18 protein-coding genes, 1 tRNA gene and 1 rRNA gene are annotated in these 14,771 nt (G+C 40.5%); 11 read left to right on the forward strand and 9 right to left on the reverse strand.

The genetic code is table 11. The annotated features are described in order from the left end of the window. Positions 1–141 precede the first annotated feature (141 nt). The 6 genes from rrf to tsaD all read left to right on the forward strand — a co-directional run bounded on the left by rrf (position 142) and on the right by tsaD (position 3,228). Positions 142–257, forward strand: a 5S ribosomal RNA gene (gene rrf / locus ACFVS1_RS25250). Between the two features lie 67 nt (positions 258–324). Further along, positions 325–398: transfer RNA gene (locus tag ACFVS1_RS25255), tRNA-Met, on the forward strand. A 197-nt stretch (positions 399–595) separates the two neighbouring features. Continuing rightward, positions 596–1,048 carry a tRNA (adenosine(37)-N6)-threonylcarbamoyltransferase complex ATPase subunit type 1 TsaE gene (tsaE, locus tag ACFVS1_RS25260; protein WP_352926556.1) on the forward strand — a complete coding sequence of 151 codons (453 nt, stop codon included), beginning with the start codon at positions 596–598 and terminating at the stop codon, positions 1,046–1,048. After that, positions 1,048–1,743, forward strand: a complete 696-nt coding sequence (gene tsaB / locus ACFVS1_RS25265) for a tRNA (adenosine(37)-N6)-threonylcarbamoyltransferase complex dimerization subunit type 1 TsaB (RefSeq protein ID WP_387551799.1) — start codon at positions 1,048–1,050, stop codon at positions 1,741–1,743. The genes tsaE and tsaB overlap by 1 nt, the downstream gene beginning before the upstream one ends. 22 nt (positions 1,744–1,765) lie before the next feature. Further along, the gene (gene rimI / locus ACFVS1_RS25270; protein ID WP_387551802.1) at positions 1,766–2,218 is read left to right on the forward strand and encodes a ribosomal protein S18-alanine N-acetyltransferase; all 453 of its coding nucleotides are present in this window, start codon (positions 1,766–1,768) and stop codon (positions 2,216–2,218) included. Continuing rightward, positions 2,215–3,228, forward strand: coding sequence for a tRNA (adenosine(37)-N6)-threonylcarbamoyltransferase complex transferase subunit TsaD (gene tsaD, locus ACFVS1_RS25275; protein ID WP_076372381.1), 1,014 nt, complete (start codon positions 2,215–2,217; stop codon positions 3,226–3,228). Before rimI ends, tsaD begins: the two co-directional genes overlap by 4 nt. Positions 3,229–3,496: 268 nt before the next feature. On the opposite strand, the gene ACFVS1_RS25280 is transcribed toward tsaD, so the two are convergent. After that, a complete protein-coding gene (locus ACFVS1_RS25280; RefSeq protein WP_387551805.1) occupies positions 3,497–5,416 on the reverse strand; it encodes an ABC-F family ATP-binding cassette domain-containing protein in 1,920 nt (639 codons plus the stop codon). A 133-nt stretch (positions 5,417–5,549) separates the two neighbouring features. Here ACFVS1_RS25280 and moaC point away from each other — a divergent pair, with 133 nt between their 5' ends. After that, complete coding sequence (gene moaC, locus ACFVS1_RS25285; RefSeq protein ID WP_352926570.1) at positions 5,550–6,062, forward strand: cyclic pyranopterin monophosphate synthase MoaC; 513 nt, start codon at positions 5,550–5,552, stop codon at positions 6,060–6,062. 28 nt (positions 6,063–6,090) lie between these two features. Continuing rightward, positions 6,091–6,750 (forward strand): redox-sensing transcriptional repressor Rex, encoded by a 660-nt coding sequence (locus tag ACFVS1_RS25290; RefSeq protein WP_241593744.1) that lies wholly within the window; start codon positions 6,091–6,093, stop codon positions 6,748–6,750. 555 nt (positions 6,751–7,305) lie between these two features. Here the strand turns inward: ACFVS1_RS25290 and ACFVS1_RS25295 are convergent. Both ACFVS1_RS25295 and ACFVS1_RS25300 read right to left on the reverse strand, forming a co-directional pair. Then, positions 7,306–7,518: a YdiK family protein gene (locus ACFVS1_RS25295; RefSeq protein WP_034306342.1), complete on the reverse strand. Its 213-nt coding sequence runs from the start codon at positions 7,516–7,518 to the stop codon at positions 7,306–7,308. Further along, positions 7,515–8,240, reverse strand: coding sequence for a CPBP family intramembrane glutamic endopeptidase (locus ACFVS1_RS25300; protein WP_387551809.1), 726 nt, complete (start codon positions 8,238–8,240; stop codon positions 7,515–7,517). The genes ACFVS1_RS25295 and ACFVS1_RS25300 overlap by 4 nt, the downstream gene beginning before the upstream one ends. 334 nt (positions 8,241–8,574) lie before the next feature. Here ACFVS1_RS25300 and groES point away from each other — a divergent pair, with 334 nt between their 5' ends. Continuing rightward, positions 8,575–8,859 carry a co-chaperone GroES gene (gene groES / locus ACFVS1_RS25305; RefSeq protein WP_101225604.1) on the forward strand — a complete coding sequence of 95 codons (285 nt, stop codon included), beginning with the start codon at positions 8,575–8,577 and terminating at the stop codon, positions 8,857–8,859. Between the two features lie 59 nt (positions 8,860–8,918). After that, positions 8,919–10,556 carry a chaperonin GroEL gene (groL, locus tag ACFVS1_RS25310; protein ID WP_352926576.1) on the forward strand — a complete coding sequence of 546 codons (1,638 nt, stop codon included), beginning with the start codon at positions 8,919–8,921 and terminating at the stop codon, positions 10,554–10,556. A gap of 106 nt (positions 10,557–10,662) precedes the next feature. On the opposite strand, the gene ACFVS1_RS25315 is transcribed toward groL, so the two are convergent. From ACFVS1_RS25315 to ACFVS1_RS25325, 3 genes are all read right to left on the reverse strand, one after another. Beyond that, the gene (locus tag ACFVS1_RS25315; protein ID WP_387551812.1) at positions 10,663–10,911 is read right to left on the reverse strand and encodes a tyrosine-type recombinase/integrase; all 249 of its coding nucleotides are present in this window, start codon (positions 10,909–10,911) and stop codon (positions 10,663–10,665) included. Positions 10,912–11,041: 130 nt separating this feature from the next. Next, positions 11,042–11,494 (reverse strand): tyrosine-type recombinase/integrase, encoded by a 453-nt coding sequence (locus ACFVS1_RS25320; protein ID WP_387551815.1) that lies wholly within the window; start codon positions 11,492–11,494, stop codon positions 11,042–11,044. Then, entirely contained in the window at positions 11,467–11,637 is a 171-nt protein-coding gene (locus ACFVS1_RS25325; protein ID WP_387551902.1) for a tyrosine-type recombinase/integrase, read from the reverse strand. Before ACFVS1_RS25325 ends, ACFVS1_RS25320 begins: the two co-directional genes overlap by 28 nt. Before the next feature lie 153 nt (positions 11,638–11,790). Here ACFVS1_RS25325 and ACFVS1_RS25330 point away from each other — a divergent pair, with 153 nt between their 5' ends. After that, positions 11,791–12,111 (forward strand): hypothetical protein, encoded by a 321-nt coding sequence (locus ACFVS1_RS25330; protein WP_387551818.1) that lies wholly within the window; start codon positions 11,791–11,793, stop codon positions 12,109–12,111. Between the two features lie 29 nt (positions 12,112–12,140). On the opposite strand, the gene ACFVS1_RS25335 is transcribed toward ACFVS1_RS25330, so the two are convergent. The 3 genes from ACFVS1_RS25335 to ACFVS1_RS25345 form a co-directional block, all read right to left on the reverse strand. After that, entirely contained in the window at positions 12,141–12,719 is a 579-nt protein-coding gene (locus tag ACFVS1_RS25335; protein WP_387551821.1) for an RIO1 family regulatory kinase/ATPase domain-containing protein, read from the reverse strand. 361 nt (positions 12,720–13,080) lie between these two features. Beyond that, positions 13,081–13,323 carry an NAD-dependent epimerase/dehydratase family protein gene (locus tag ACFVS1_RS25340; protein WP_387551905.1) on the reverse strand — a complete coding sequence of 81 codons (243 nt, stop codon included), beginning with the start codon at positions 13,321–13,323 and terminating at the stop codon, positions 13,081–13,083. 372 nt (positions 13,324–13,695) lie between these two features. Then, entirely contained in the window at positions 13,696–14,769 is a 1,074-nt protein-coding gene (locus tag ACFVS1_RS25345) for a phosphotransferase (protein ID WP_387551824.1), read from the reverse strand. Positions 14,770–14,771 lie beyond the last annotated feature (2 nt).

The following is a 14,771-nucleotide window of genomic DNA, read 5'->3' on the forward strand; positions in this document are numbered from 1 at the left end:
ACTAATAGATCGAGGACTTAACCATCGCTTTTTAAAAAATGAAATACCTTCTTATTATCTAGTTTTGAAGGAATGAAAATTTCTTCTTGCATTTTGTTTTCATACATGGTATGATAATAAATGTGCTAAAAAGATTAAATGTTTGGTGGCGATAGCGAAGAGGTCACACCCGTTCCCATTCCGAACACGGCAGTTAAGCTCTTCAGCGCCAATGGTAGTTGGGGGTTTCCCCCTGTGAGAGTAGGACGCCGCCAAGCTTATAATCATTGTATTCTTTTTGAATAAATGGGAATACTATATTTATAAAAGCAACATTTATACCGTCGCGGGGTGGAGCAGTCCGGTAGCTCGTCGGGCTCATAACCCGAAGGTCGCAGGTTCAAATCCTGTCCCCGCAATCATGAAAAAAACGAAACTTAGGTTTCGTTTTTTTGTTTTATCTGAAATTCGATTAATTATGTTTCTAACTTATTTGTTTCTTCTTTTGAAACAAGGTAAACTACATATAGAATGGTTTTCGTTCCATAATATCGCGTTTATGGTTATGGACATGAACAATAGGACGTTTCCTAATAATGATAAAGGTGATTGATATATGCAACATGTTGAATGGATTTCTCAGAGTGAGGAAGAAACCGCGCAATTTGCGCATAGATTGGCACAAAAGCTTTCCAGTGGAGATGTGCTGGCTTTAGAAGGTGACTTGGGTGCAGGAAAGACGGCATTCACAAAAGGGCTGGCTAAAGGATTAGGTGTTACCAGAATGGTGAATAGCCCTACCTTTACGATAATAAAGGAATACATGGGTCGCTTGCCTTTATATCATATGGATGTCTATCGGGTAAGTGAATCGGAAGAAGATCTAGGCTTTGATGAATATTTTGATGGTGATGGTGTGACTGTCGTTGAATGGGCCCATTTAATAAAGGATCACCTTCCAGAGGAAATCTTGTCCATTTATATCTATCGCCTGGGCGATACCAGCCGGCGTATTGTTTTGGAAGCCAAAGGCGAACGATATGTAAAGTTATGTAAGGAGATTATTTGATGAAGGTTTTAGCTATAGATACATCGAATTTTACATTAGGGATTGCCCTAGTAAACGAGAATCAAGTAATTGGTGAGTATACGACAAATTTAAAGAAAAATCATTCGGTACGGGTAATGCCGGCAATTGAGACACTGCTGAGGGATTGTGATACTAAGCCGAAGGAATTGACTAAGATAGTGGTAGCTCAAGGTCCAGGCTCATATACAGGGGTCAGGATTGGAGTGACGATAGCGAAAAGCCTGGCGTGGACGCTTCAGATTCCCTTATCAGGTGTTTCCAGCTTAGAGGTTTTAGCAGCTAATGGACGTTATTTTAACGGGGTGATCTCTCCCTTGTTCGATGCAAGAAGAGGGCAGATTTATACTGGATTATATGAAATGGAGAAGGATTCTTTAAAGACAGTCATAGAAGATTGTAATATTCTATCCTCTGAGTGGGCGAATCAATTAAAGGAATTAAATCGTCCTGTTTTATTTGTTGGTCAAGATGTGGACATCCATCGGGATGCAATTACGGAGGCATTAGGGGAATTGGCGGTATTTGCTCCGGTACAGTCATATAATTCAAGGCCAAGTGAACTGGCCTTCATTGGTCTTGATAAGACAGAAGTGGATGTTCACCAGTTTGTACCGAATTATATCCGCATGGCTGAAGCAGAAGCTAAGTGGCTTGAACAGCAGCAGGGGAAATAAACAAGGAAAGCGACCGATTATTATGAGTAAAACATTGACGTTCCGAAAAATGAAGACGGAAGATATCGACCAAGTGCTAAACGTGGAAAAGCAGTCCTTTACTTTGCCTTGGAGCCGGGAAGCTTTTTATAATGAATTGAATCATAACCAATATGCTGTATACATGGTGATAGAGGATGAAGGTAAAATCGCCGGTTATTGCGGTGCCTGGATCGTCATTGATGAATCGCACATTACCAATATAGCGATATTGCCCGAATACCGAGGGCAAAAGCTAGGAGAAGCTTTGCTCAGGAAGATGATTGAAATCTCCATTTCGATGGGTGTGGTGAGGATGACGCTTGAGGTCCGTGTCAGTAATGCAATAGCCATTTCGCTCTATGAAAAACTAGGTTTCCAAAAGGGCGGAATCCGAAAAAATTATTATACAGACAATCAAGAAGATGCTTATGTTATGTGGGTGAATTTTACATGAAAAAAGATCAATTTATATTAGGTATTGAAACGAGCTGCGATGAAACTGCGGCAGCTGTCATAAAAAATGGTACGGAGATACTGAGTAATGTCGTGGCTTCACAAATCGAAAGCCATAAACGTTTTGGCGGTGTCGTCCCTGAAATAGCTTCCCGTCATCATGTAGAACAAATTACGATTGTTCTTGAAGAAGCACTGCTGCAGGCTGGTGTGACATATGAAGACTTGGATGCCATTGCCGTTACAGAAGGTCCAGGCCTTGTAGGAGCACTATTAATTGGCGTGAATGCGGCGAAGGCTGTAGCTTTCGCACATGGAATACCGATTGTCGGTACGCATCATATCGCGGGTCATATCTATGCAAATCGGCTTATTCAGGAGATTGAATATCCTGCGCTTTCTTTAGTCGTTTCGGGAGGTCATACGGAATTGGTGCTTTTAGAAGAGCCGGGTTCTTTCAAAGTGATAGGGGAGACGCGGGATGATGCGGCAGGAGAGGCGTATGATAAAGTGGCTCGAACATTGGGGCTTCCTTATCCTGGCGGTCCTCATATCGATAGGCTGGCGCAAGAAGGCTCACCAACTTTGAAACTGCCTAGGGCATGGTTGGATGGCAGCTATGATTTTTCTTTCAGCGGGTTGAAATCGGCGGTGATCAACACTTTGCATAATGCAGAACAGCGCGGGGAAAAAATCGAACCTAAAGATTTAGCGGCAAGTTTCCAAGCAAGTGTGATAGAAGTGCTTGTAATGAAAGCTGTAAAAGCTGCAAAGGAATATAATGTGAAGCAGGTATTGCTTGCTGGAGGAGTTGCGGCAAATAAAGGTCTTAGGGAAGCATTAACGGAAGCTTTTAAGGATTTACCAATGGATATATCCATTCCGCCCCTCTATCTTTGTACGGACAATGCCGCCATGATCGGTGCTGCTGGCAGTGTCATGTTTGAAAAAGGAAAACGATCTGGCTTGGATTTGAACGGAAATCCTGGCTTGGATATAGAAGCATTCTAATTGACGAGAAGACAGGATCCCGTACTTCGGCATCCTGTCTTTTTATCGTGTTAATAAAATAATAGAATATTCTGTGGATAAAGTTTTTTTGTTCATCCTACTGCATGTGTATAAAGTGGTGATTTTGTGGATAAGTGGATATGTTTCTGTGGATAATGTGCATAACTTGAATTATTGGCTAATGAACGGTAAGCGGTTTGTTAACAAGTTTGTGGATAACTTATTAAATTGAATGGAAAAAGACCGAGTCGATTGACCCGGCCTTTTGTCATTCTTCCAGTTCAGTCCATTCTTCGAGCAGCTGGTCCAAACTTTCCTGTGCAATATCAAGCTTTGTTTGGACCTCCATCACTTTTTCGTGGTCCTGAAAAACATTTGGATCACAAAGGAGGTCATTATATTCGCTTATCTCGATTTCAAGAAGCTCCATGGCAGCCTCGATTTCCTCAATGCGCCGTTTTCGCTGGCGTTCAGCTTTTTTTGCTTCTTTATCAATTTTGTAATTTGTTTTTTCTACAGCTGCATCTAAAGTTTTAGCTTGATCCTGCTGTTCTAGTGCTTGGATTTCCGCCTGCTCCTGTTTCTTCGCTAAATAGTAATCATAATCACCGAGGAATTCTTCGTTGCCGTCTTTGGAGAGCTCTATCACTTTCGTTGCTATCCGATTTATGAAATAACGGTCATGTGAAACGAAAAGAATGGTTCCCGGATAATCGATCAATGCGTTTTCAAGCACCAATTTACTATCGAGGTCCAAATGGTTCGTTGGTTCATCAAGAATTAAAAAATTCCCCTTTTCCATCATCATTTTGGCTAGAGCAAGCCGGGCCTTTTCGCCTCCGCTTAGTGTGGAAACGGTTTTCAAAACATCGTCCCCGCTAAATAGGAAATTACCGAGTACGGTGCGGATGTCCTTTTCCGGTTTAAGGGGATAGTCATCCCATAATTCATTGAGTACGCGTTTATTGGAAACAAGGTTAGCCTGTTCTTGATCGTAGTAGCTGACTTCTACGTTCGTTCCAAAACGGAATTCCCCAGAAAGTGCAGGCAGCTTAGAAATGATTGTTTTCAATAAAGTCGATTTTCCAACTCCATTTGGACCAACTAGAGCTATGCTCTCACCTTTAGTCATACGGGAATTAATATTCTTTGATACCGTTTCCCCATCGTATCCGATAGCCAAGTCCTGGAGGTGAAGTACTTCATTTCCGCTTTGCCTTTCAATCTGGAAAGAAAAATTCGCGGATTTTTCATCACCTTGCGGCTTGTCCAATACATCCATCTTTTCGAGCTGTTTGCGTCTGCTTTGTGCTCTTTTCGTAGTGGAGGCCCTCGTGATATTACGTTGGACAAAGTCGCGAAGCTTTTCGATTTCCCCTTGTTGCTTCTCGAACAGTTTCATGTCCCGCTCATAATCCTCCGCTTTTCCCTCTAGGTAAGAACTATAATTACCATGGTATTTTTTCATGTTATTCCGGGAAATCTCATATACCAGGTTTACTACTTTATCTAAAAAATAACGGTCATGGGAAACAATAAGGACAGCTCCCTGGTAGCTTTGTAAATATTGTTCAAGCCAAGATAGGGTTTCGATATCCAAATGGTTCGTCGGCTCATCCAGAATCAATATATCCGGTTTCCTTAAAAGCAGCTTTCCTAATGCAAGCCTTGTTTTTTGCCCGCCGCTTAAAGTGGAAATTGGGGTAGAATAGTCAAAGTCAGCAAACTGAAGCCCATGCAATACGGAACGAATATCCGCTTCATATTGATAACCGCCCTTCTCTTTGAATGCCACCATCAAAGTGTCGTATTCATTCAGCACTTTTTGGTAAATCGTTTCGTTTTCAAAGATGTCAGGTCTGGCCATATCAGCCTCAAGGCGACGCAGTTCCTTTTCCTGCTCTATAAGGTCCGTGAAAACGGTCAGCATCTCATCCCAAATCGTCAGTTCAGATTCCAATCCCGTATCCTGGGCCATATAGCCGATTGTGACGCCTTTTGGTTTGATAATTTCACCGCCATCATGGGAAAGCTGCCCGGCTATGATTTTTAGCAGAGTGGATTTGCCGGCGCCATTTCGGCCGACAAGTGCAATTCGATCTTTATTTTGAACTTCGAGCTTCATATTTGATAAAATAAGTTCAGCTCCATAATATTTCGATAGTTGATTGATTTGTAATAAAATCATAGATTTCACCTCAATTGATTATAGATAGTGTAACGTATTTTAGTGATTATCGGCAACAGCTTGGTTCCATGGTAAAACAAAAGCTGTTACATAAAGTGGAATAATAGTGTATGATTTAGGAGGGGTTACTTAAATGGGAGACTTAACGCATTTTAATGAACAGGGCAGGGCCAAAATGGTCGATGTGAGTGCTAAGCCAGAAACAACCCGGACGGCAGTAGCTCAATCGAGCATTTTATTGAATGATGAAATATATGAATTGGTCACGAACCAGAAAATGAAAAAAGGTGATGTACTGGCTGTTGCACAGGTTGCAGGAATAATGGCCAGCAAAAATACATCCAATATCATTCCGATGTGCCATCCCATTGCTCTGCAAGGGGTCAATATAGCCTTTGAGTGGGAAAAAGAAGAACAAGGATACAGGCTTAGGATTGAAACGCAAGCTAAGACAAAAGGGAATACAGGTGTGGAAATGGAAGCGTTAACAGCTGCATCCGTGACGGCCTTGACTGTTTATGACATGTGTAAGGCCATTGATAAGGGAATGGTGATTGGGCCTACATTCTTAGTGGAGAAAACAGGCGGAGTTTCCAGTAACGATTTTAAAAGACAAGTAAAACAAACAGATAGAGAATTAAGTTGAAAAGCATGTGTGAAGGCGGGGAAGAACAATGAACCATGACCCAAAGATACCGCAGGCAACAGCCAAAAGGTTGCCATTGTATTATCGATTTTTAAAGAACTTACATTCCTCAGGCAAACAAAGAGTTTCCTCGGCAGAGCTAAGCGAAGCTGTAAAAGTGGATTCTGCCACCATACGCCGTGATTTTTCCTACTTTGGCGCGCTTGGGAAAAAAGGTTACGGCTACAATGTCAATTATTTATTATCCTTCTTTAGAAAAACACTAGATCAAGATGAATTGACCAAAGTCGCTTTAATCGGGGTAGGAAATTTAGGAACCGCTTTTTTAAATTACAATTTCATGAAAAATAATAATACAAAAATTGAAATGGCTTTCGAAGTTTCTGAAGAAAAGGTCGGCAAGCGAATAGCTGATGTGCCCATCTATCATATGGATCAAATCGATACACTATTGCAGGAAAATAATATTACTGCGGCTATATTGACCGTGCCTGCACAGGTAGCCCAGACGATAACCGATCGTCTAGTCAAAGCTGATATAAAAGGGATATTGAATTTTACACCTGCACGGCTGACCGTGCCTCCATCCATTAGGGTCCACCATATTGACCTGGCCGTGGAGCTTCAGTCGCTCATCTACTTCCTGAAACATTACCCAATAGTGGAAGAAGCCGCATTGGAGGAATGAAAAAAACGCTGCATCATTGCAGCGTTTTTTTGTTGCAGCTTTTCAGTTTGTACACTAAAGGGGGGCTCATCCCGAACTTAGATTTTAAAACCAACTTTGATTATCCTTCATGTTTTTAACCTTTGAGGTACAATTTAAACGTTAATTTCCACTCCAGGCACACGCTTTCCGCGGGCGGTCCGGGAGCCTCCTCGGCGCTCTTGCGCCTGTGGGGTCTCCCTTGGACTCGCTTTTCCCGCAGGAGTCTCGCACCTTCCGTTACAATCAACTAGATTTTTTTAGGTTGTTCTAACCTAGGACGATGTTTAGGATAGATTATTCTTCATGGTTTTTTACAGTTTTATAAAATTGCTCAATGGATTGAAGAAATTTGCGTCACTCCTGCCGAAAAACTGGCTAGCCGAGCCCCCACATACGCTTGCTTTGATGCGGCTTGGCAGACAGTCGGCGGAAAGGGAGCGATCTTCAAGCAACTGGAACATTTATTAAATAAAAAAAACTGTAGACTCAATTTTAATCGAAATTGTCTACAGTCTGAAATGCTGCTGCGTTTTTTTATTTTTTCTTATTTTTTTGTGCGGCTTTAATCTTAAAGTGCAGCATAATCATGCGTAAGCCCGATCCAAAGTCAAGAGTCGCAATGAGGACAAGTATGTAGGCGAAGAGTCCCCATCCAGAAGAATTGACGGTTTGAATCGCGATAGCGGTAAAAAGGGCTCCTAAGCCCGCATAGATGATGCCCATGAATAAGGGTGATTGACGTTTCATAATAAACCTCCGATGAAGGCCTGTGCAGTATCTATCATCTTCTCTATATCCTCCCGATATACCACTTGAAGGATGATGACAAGTGTATTCATCGCAATATGAGCGCTCATTGATACGAGAATGCGTCCTGTTTTTGCATAAAGGAAAGCAAAAGTGAAGCCCATTGCCGTATATAAAAGAAGATGTTCAAATTCACCATGCGCCAAGCCGAAAATAACTGAGCTGATTAAAGCTGAAATAAAGAAGTTAAAGCGTTTATGAAGTGATCCGAAAATGATCTTCCGGAAAATTAATTCTTCCAATATAGGTCCAATTACTGAAGTGACGAAAATGACCATGGGGACTTTGTAAATGAGTGAAATGAGTTGCTGCGTATTTTCAGATTCAGATTCCACCCCAAGCATCTGTTCAATGCTTCCGGCAAGGCTTTGCGCAAAAAGAGCCATGAACACTCCTGCAATTGCCCATAAGATGGATATGGAAACAGATGTTTGATTTCTCGTGTCTAAATTTTCCCTCATAACTCTTCTCATTAAAAAAAGAATCAAGAATAAAGCAACGAGAAAACTGAAAACTATCCAGTATGCTGCAGATTTCACTTGGAGTTCATCAGCCGGCATTCCGGTATAAGACCCGATCAGCATGAAAATGGGTACCCCAACAATACTGGATAATTGCATGGCAATATAAGTGATGATGACGAACCAATATTCTTTTTTCAAAAATGAAAACTCCTTTTATAGTCACCCATTCCGCTCGAAACGTTCCTGTTATGGGGACAAGCTATAAACGCATACTTCAAAATGGTATCAAAAATTGAGGCAGAACACCACTTAAAGGTACCCCTAACGAAACATTTAAAAAACTTTGTTAAGGAAATCATTATGCTAAAGTAGTTTACCCGTAATTTATCAGAAATTAATAAAAAATTTTCAATAAGATACTTGCAAAAAAGGCTCGGTTTATTTAATATTATAAATGTGTTAGCACTCGATGATGAAGAGTGCTAATAATCATGTAACAAATTATCAAGAGAATATGAGGAGGTTGTTCCACTTGTTAAAACCATTAGGTGATCGCGTTATTATTGAACTAGTTCAAACTGAAGAAAAAACTGCAAGCGGTATTGTTCTTCCTGATACGGCTAAAGAAAAGCCACAAGAAGGTAAGGTAGTAGCAGTTGGTACTGGCCGTGTCCTTGAAAATGGCGAACGTGTTGCTTTAGAGGTTGCCCAAGGCGATCTAATTATTTTCTCAAAATATGCAGGTACTGAAGTTAAATACGAAAACACTGAATACTTAATTTTACGTGAAAGCGACATTCTAGCTGTTATCGGCTAATTATACATCATACTTAACTGAACGAAAATTTTCTTAAAATTTTAGGGAGGTACTTATAAATGGCTAAAGATATTAAATTTAGTGAAGAAGCTCGCCGCTCCATGCTTCGTGGTGTGGACGCACTTGCAGATGCAGTTAAAGTAACGCTTGGACCAAAAGGTCGTAACGTGGTTCTTGAGAAAAAATTCGGTTCACCGCTTATCACTAATGACGGTGTGACGATCGCTAAAGAAATCGAATTGGAAGATGCATTCGAAAACATGGGTGCAAAATTGGTTGCTGAAGTAGCAAGCAAAACAAACGACGTAGCTGGTGACGGTACTACGACTGCGACGGTTCTTGCACAAGCGATGATCCGCGAAGGTCTTAAAAACGTAACAGCTGGTGCTAACCCAATGGGTATCCGTAAAGGAATCGAGAAAGCGGTCAATACTGCAATCGCAGAATTGAAAGCCATTTCCCAACCTGTTGAAAACAAAGAATCAATCGCACAAGTTGCTGCCATCTCTTCAGCTGATGAAGAAGTGGGCCAACTGATTGCGGAAGCGATGGAGCGCGTTGGTAACGACGGCGTCATCACAATCGAAGAGTCTAAAGGTTTCACAACTGAATTGGACGTAGTAGAAGGTATGCAGTTCGATCGCGGATATGCATCTCCATACATGGTTACTGATTCAGATAAAATGGAAGCTGTTCTAGAAAATCCATATATCTTGATCACAGATAAAAAAATCACGAATATCCAAGAAATCCTTCCTGTACTTGAGCAAGTTGTACAACAAGGTAAACCGCTATTATTGATTGCTGAAGATGTAGAAGGCGAAGCGCTTGCAACTCTTGTTGTGAACAAACTTCGTGGAACATTCAACGCTGTTGCGGTTAAAGCTCCTGGATTCGGTGACCGTCGTAAAGCAATGCTTGAAGACATCGCAGCTCTTACAGGCGGCGAAGTAATCACTGAAGAAATCGGACTTGATCTTAAATCTGCAACAATCGATTCATTAGGCCGTGCGTCTAAAGTGGTTGTTACAAAAGAAAATACAACGCTCGTCGAAGGAGCTGGAGATACAGCTCAAATTCAAGCTCGTGTAAACCAAATCCGTGTTCAATTAGAAGAAACAACTTCTGAATTCGACCGTGAAAAATTACAAGAACGCCTTGCTAAATTAGCTGGTGGCGTAGCGGTAATCAAAGTCGGTGCAGCTACTGAAACAGAATTAAAAGAACGTAAACTTCGTATTGAAGATGCATTGAACTCCACTCGTGCCGCTGTTGAAGAAGGTATCGTAGCCGGCGGTGGTACAGCACTTCTTAACGTATACAATAAAATCGCTGAAATTCAAGCGGAAGGCGACGTAGCAACAGGCGTGAAAATCGTTCTTCGTGCCATCGAAGAGCCTGTTCGTCAAATCGCTCACAATGCTGGACTTGAAGGCTCTGTAATCGTAGAGCGCCTTAAAGGCGAAGCAGTAGGCACTGGCTTCAACGCAGCTACTGGACAATGGGTGAACATGATCGAATCCGGTATCGTCGATCCTACTAAAGTAACTCGTTCAGCTCTACAAAACGCTGGTTCTGTAGCAGCTATGTTCTTAACAACAGAAGCTGTCGTTGCTGACAAACCAGAACCTGCAGGCGCTGGCGGCATGGGCATGCCTGACATGGGCGGAATGGGCGGAATGGGCGGCATGATGTAATCATCGCCTTGAACCCTTGATTTATAGGGGTTTGGTAAGGTGGAGATTAGTGAAATGCTAACCTTTTTGCTAACTTTCAGTTTTTGAAACAATTTTACTTCACCAATTAGAGAAGACCTTTCGTAAGTTCACTGAACTTATGGGAGGTCTTTTCTTCGATATTTTTAGTCATATGAGCGTAAATGTTCATCGTCGTGTTGATGTCTGAATGCCCTAATCTTTCTTGAATCTCTTTTACGCCTGCCCCAGCTTCAATGAGAAGGGATGTATAAGTATGTCTAAAGCTGTGGGGGGTAATATGCTTGTCTACATCCAAATGCTTCATTAAACGCTGTAAACGCAATCCAAATAACAAAAGTACAGGTTATCAACTCCTAACCCCAAAAACAAAAAAGTCAATCCGCACAATCATGATTGACGATGGACTTTTCGCCTTATTTAAAGCACACAAGTGTAAGCAGATGGAATTGAAAATGAAACAACGGTTAGTATATAAGGATCAAGATTTCATTTTTGCTGAAAACGTCAGGCATCCAAGGGTTATGAAGCAAATGGTATTTATAGTATGTACTGGTGATTCTTATAGTTTTCTTAGTAAGGTCCAGGTCTGTCCATTTTAATGCTAACATTTCGCCTAAGCGCATACCGGTATATGCCAAAGTAGCAAAACATAGATAGTCTAGATATAATCCTTGTTCTGTGATACGTAGAAAGGTTCTCAGTTCATTTAACTCAAGAAACTTTCCCTTAACCTCGTCTTCCTCGATATCCTCAACAGTCACATGCTTTTTGGGCATGACAAAACCATAGGTTGGATTTGTCTTTATCAAGTCTTGCCTGATAGCATGCTTGAAGATCATGTTTCCCGTCGTATGGATACTGTCAAAATAGTTATGGCTAAATTCCTTATTTAGTTCGTTGATTCGAGATTGATACATATCTTTGTAATATTACGAAGCGGAAGGTGCCCCCAGGTTGATACAAGATGCTTCATAGCTATCCTACGGGCTCCAACGCTACTCACTTTTACCTGAGTTCCATAGTATTCTAGCCACTCATTTGCAAAAGTTTCGAAAGTGATGTTTGACTACCGAATTACTCCACCGTTTAAATTTGATTCTTCAAGTTTGTTCGCCGCTAGGTGTGCTTTTTTTTGTCGTAAATTTGAATTGATTGAAAAAGGGGAGTCCCCCGTGTCTTCCTCTAATTGCACAGGTTGCAGCTTCTATCGCTCTTGAAAAATGAGGAAATGACTGCGGGAGAGTATGATGAATTTGAATGGAAAGTACTTCAGCAGTCCAAAGATCAAGGCTTCAACAGCTTCGAAATTTCGATAGGGTTGCATGAGGACTGTCTTTTAAAAGCGGCAAAGGTGTTTATGGTATTTGAGGTGCTTGAAAAGTCAGATGAAGTAATCAAGACGCAACCACCCGTAGAACTTTCGGAAGAAGAGCAGTTCGATCAGCAATTTACAGTCACCATGGTAGCAACAGAATTGAGTGAAGAGTTAAAGATAAAAATTATGAAGGTTTCCGAAGTGATCAGGTTGTTGTAAGCCCTTGATTTTGAAGGCTTGAGGCATGCTTATTTTTTATCAGTCACTAAGTTTTTCCATTCCTTATATAAGGATGGGCGAAGCTTTTTCACATGTTCCAAAAACTCTTCCAAAAATCCAATCTTTTTTAAATCAGTCAACAATTTAGTAGGGACAGATCTGACCGTATTAAATGCCCTCTTAAGGTCAATTATTTTTATTTCCCCTAGTTCATTGAAAAAAATGTGGCGAACTTCAATATCTAGTCTCGTAAAACCCACAGTTTCCATTTCATCCAGCATCGATAATATTTTCCCCGCAATTGCCTCTGAGAGTTTTTTCTCTTTTTTTAAATAATGCTTAAGATTATAACCTTTCACAAACTCCATCACTATATAGTTAGAACCATATTGATATAATTTAGGAATGATTGGAGACGATTGTCCTTTTTGCAGTGCATGTAATTCCTTTTTTTGTGTGTCTTCATTAACAAAAATTTTGACGCACTTCTGAGGGGGCAATAGAAAGACGGATCCATCTGCCCCCTTTCCAAGCATTGTGTAACCACTCAGGTCTTGAACGGTTACAACGCCTTTTTTCCTGGCTGCTATTTTTTCAAAATCATTCATTTCTGATCTCCTTTTTTTCGATATTTCTTCAAATGTGCCTATAATTTTAAAAACCTTTATAATACTTTAAAGTTTCATGTAATCCAGCTTTCAAATCATAAGCCGGATTCCAGTCCAAAAGATAAGAAGCTTTGGTATTATCTAATCGGCTATAGCGTATATCTCCCTTACGTTGGGGCATGGAGAGGGAGTGAATATTTATAGAGGTAAGTGATGTAATCATCTGATAAAGTTCATTAATACTTATCTTCGAATCACAACCAATATTGAAGGTATGTTAAATATTTGAATATACATTTCTAATGCCATAATAGGATTGCAGTATAATGGAAATAATTTCCACGAGGAAAGTATGAATTTTTTACATCGTACGAATCGTTCCAAGAATATTTTGATTAGTATCCTCAACTCGATTTTGTATCGAGTAGGCAACATCCACTTGTGCCGCTAAATGGATCACTACATCCGGTTTTTCTCGAGCAAAAACATCTTCTATTTGTGGTGAAGAAATGTCCAAATCAATGAAACAAACGTGAGAAGGCACATTTTCTCGTTTACCTGAACGTAAATGATCCACTACTAGCGGTTCATAACCTGATTGAATTAATAGGCTCTTTTAGTAAAGATTGTTGTTTTTAAAACAAAACGATTTAAGGTTGATTGGAGCGCAAGTGTGAGACTCCTGCGGGAGCAGCGGGATAGGTGAGACCCCACAGGCGTTTACGACGAGGAGGCTCACCGCCCGCCACGCGGAAAGCGAGCATCTGGAGAGTAAATCAACCACACCGCTTTACTTGGTAAATAGCAACAAAGTATGCGAAAACAGCCAATTAATAAATCGACAACATGTGAACCAATAAATCAAAGCTCCGCCTGTAACGAGTACCTTCATCCGGACTCACAACTATCATTTCTATATATATAGGAGAAGACCGTATAATATTTTGCATGCTGTATTATGAATTCGTGCGATGCACTAATATAACCCAAGTTCTTTTCCCCAAACCTCAATTTTTTCAAGGTATCTCTTGAGAAGAGTGCTTTTTCCTCCGTCCAACACCTTTTGCAAATGGCTAGCCAGCTTTTTTTCTAGGGTTCTTTGTAAATACGCCTTTTTAAGAAGATTCAGTGGATCCTCACTGAAGGTTATCCCGTATTTTAACATTTCTTGGCAATAAGCTTGCACACATTGACTTCGTATCTCCTCTTCTTTTTGTTGCCAATCCCAGCGAAAATCTATTAATAATTCGACTAGAACGACCAAATCATACCAGCAAGGATAATGCTTCGCTGATTCCCAATCAATCAAAGAGACTTTCCAATTCTCCTCATCATCATTCGCATTTTCACAGCAAATATTGTGGACATGGAGGTCGCCATGAATCAAGCACTGGCCAGATTTAGTAATTTCGGGAAAAAAAACCGGACCTTTTTTTAATATTCTTTTGATAATTTTATACCTTGGTTCCACCAATTCTTTTAAGTTAGGATCTTTCATTGCCAAATCTAGGTTTTCCATTGCTTTTTTGACCCCTTTAGTTCTTTCCTTTACCTTCTCCTCAGAATCAAAATGGGGAAGAGAGGCGTCGAAAAGATCTGCATGCCTCACAAATTGATTATCAAAGGTTTTGGCATGAAACTTTGCCACCGTGGGGATAATTCGTTCCAAATGATTTGGAGCTAATTTTATTTGTCCTCGTAACGGCTTCAAACATTCGGTAAACATCCATGTTTCATTCCCATTTACATTCGGTTCAAGCCAATACAAACGCGGCATAATCTCGTGATAAATGTTATAGGCTTTTTGATACATATTAATTTCCAACCTATGATTTTCTTTCAGTGGCAGTTTGTATATTTTAAGCACAATGGGAATGAACTCCGTGCCATCAGTTAGAACCAACTTCCAAATACTTGTCTTTTCACGTGAATTTTTGAGGCATTCTATTCTTTCTTCCACTAATTTCATTTTTTTACCAAGGACATTTCCAAGCTTTTTTTCCCAATCAAATTGTTTCCAACTGCTAAGAATTTCTTCTATACTATTCAAAT

This window comes from Peribacillus sp. NPDC058075 (assembly GCF_042885195.1).
Taxonomy (GTDB): domain Bacteria; phylum Bacillota; class Bacilli; order Bacillales; family DSM-1321; genus Peribacillus.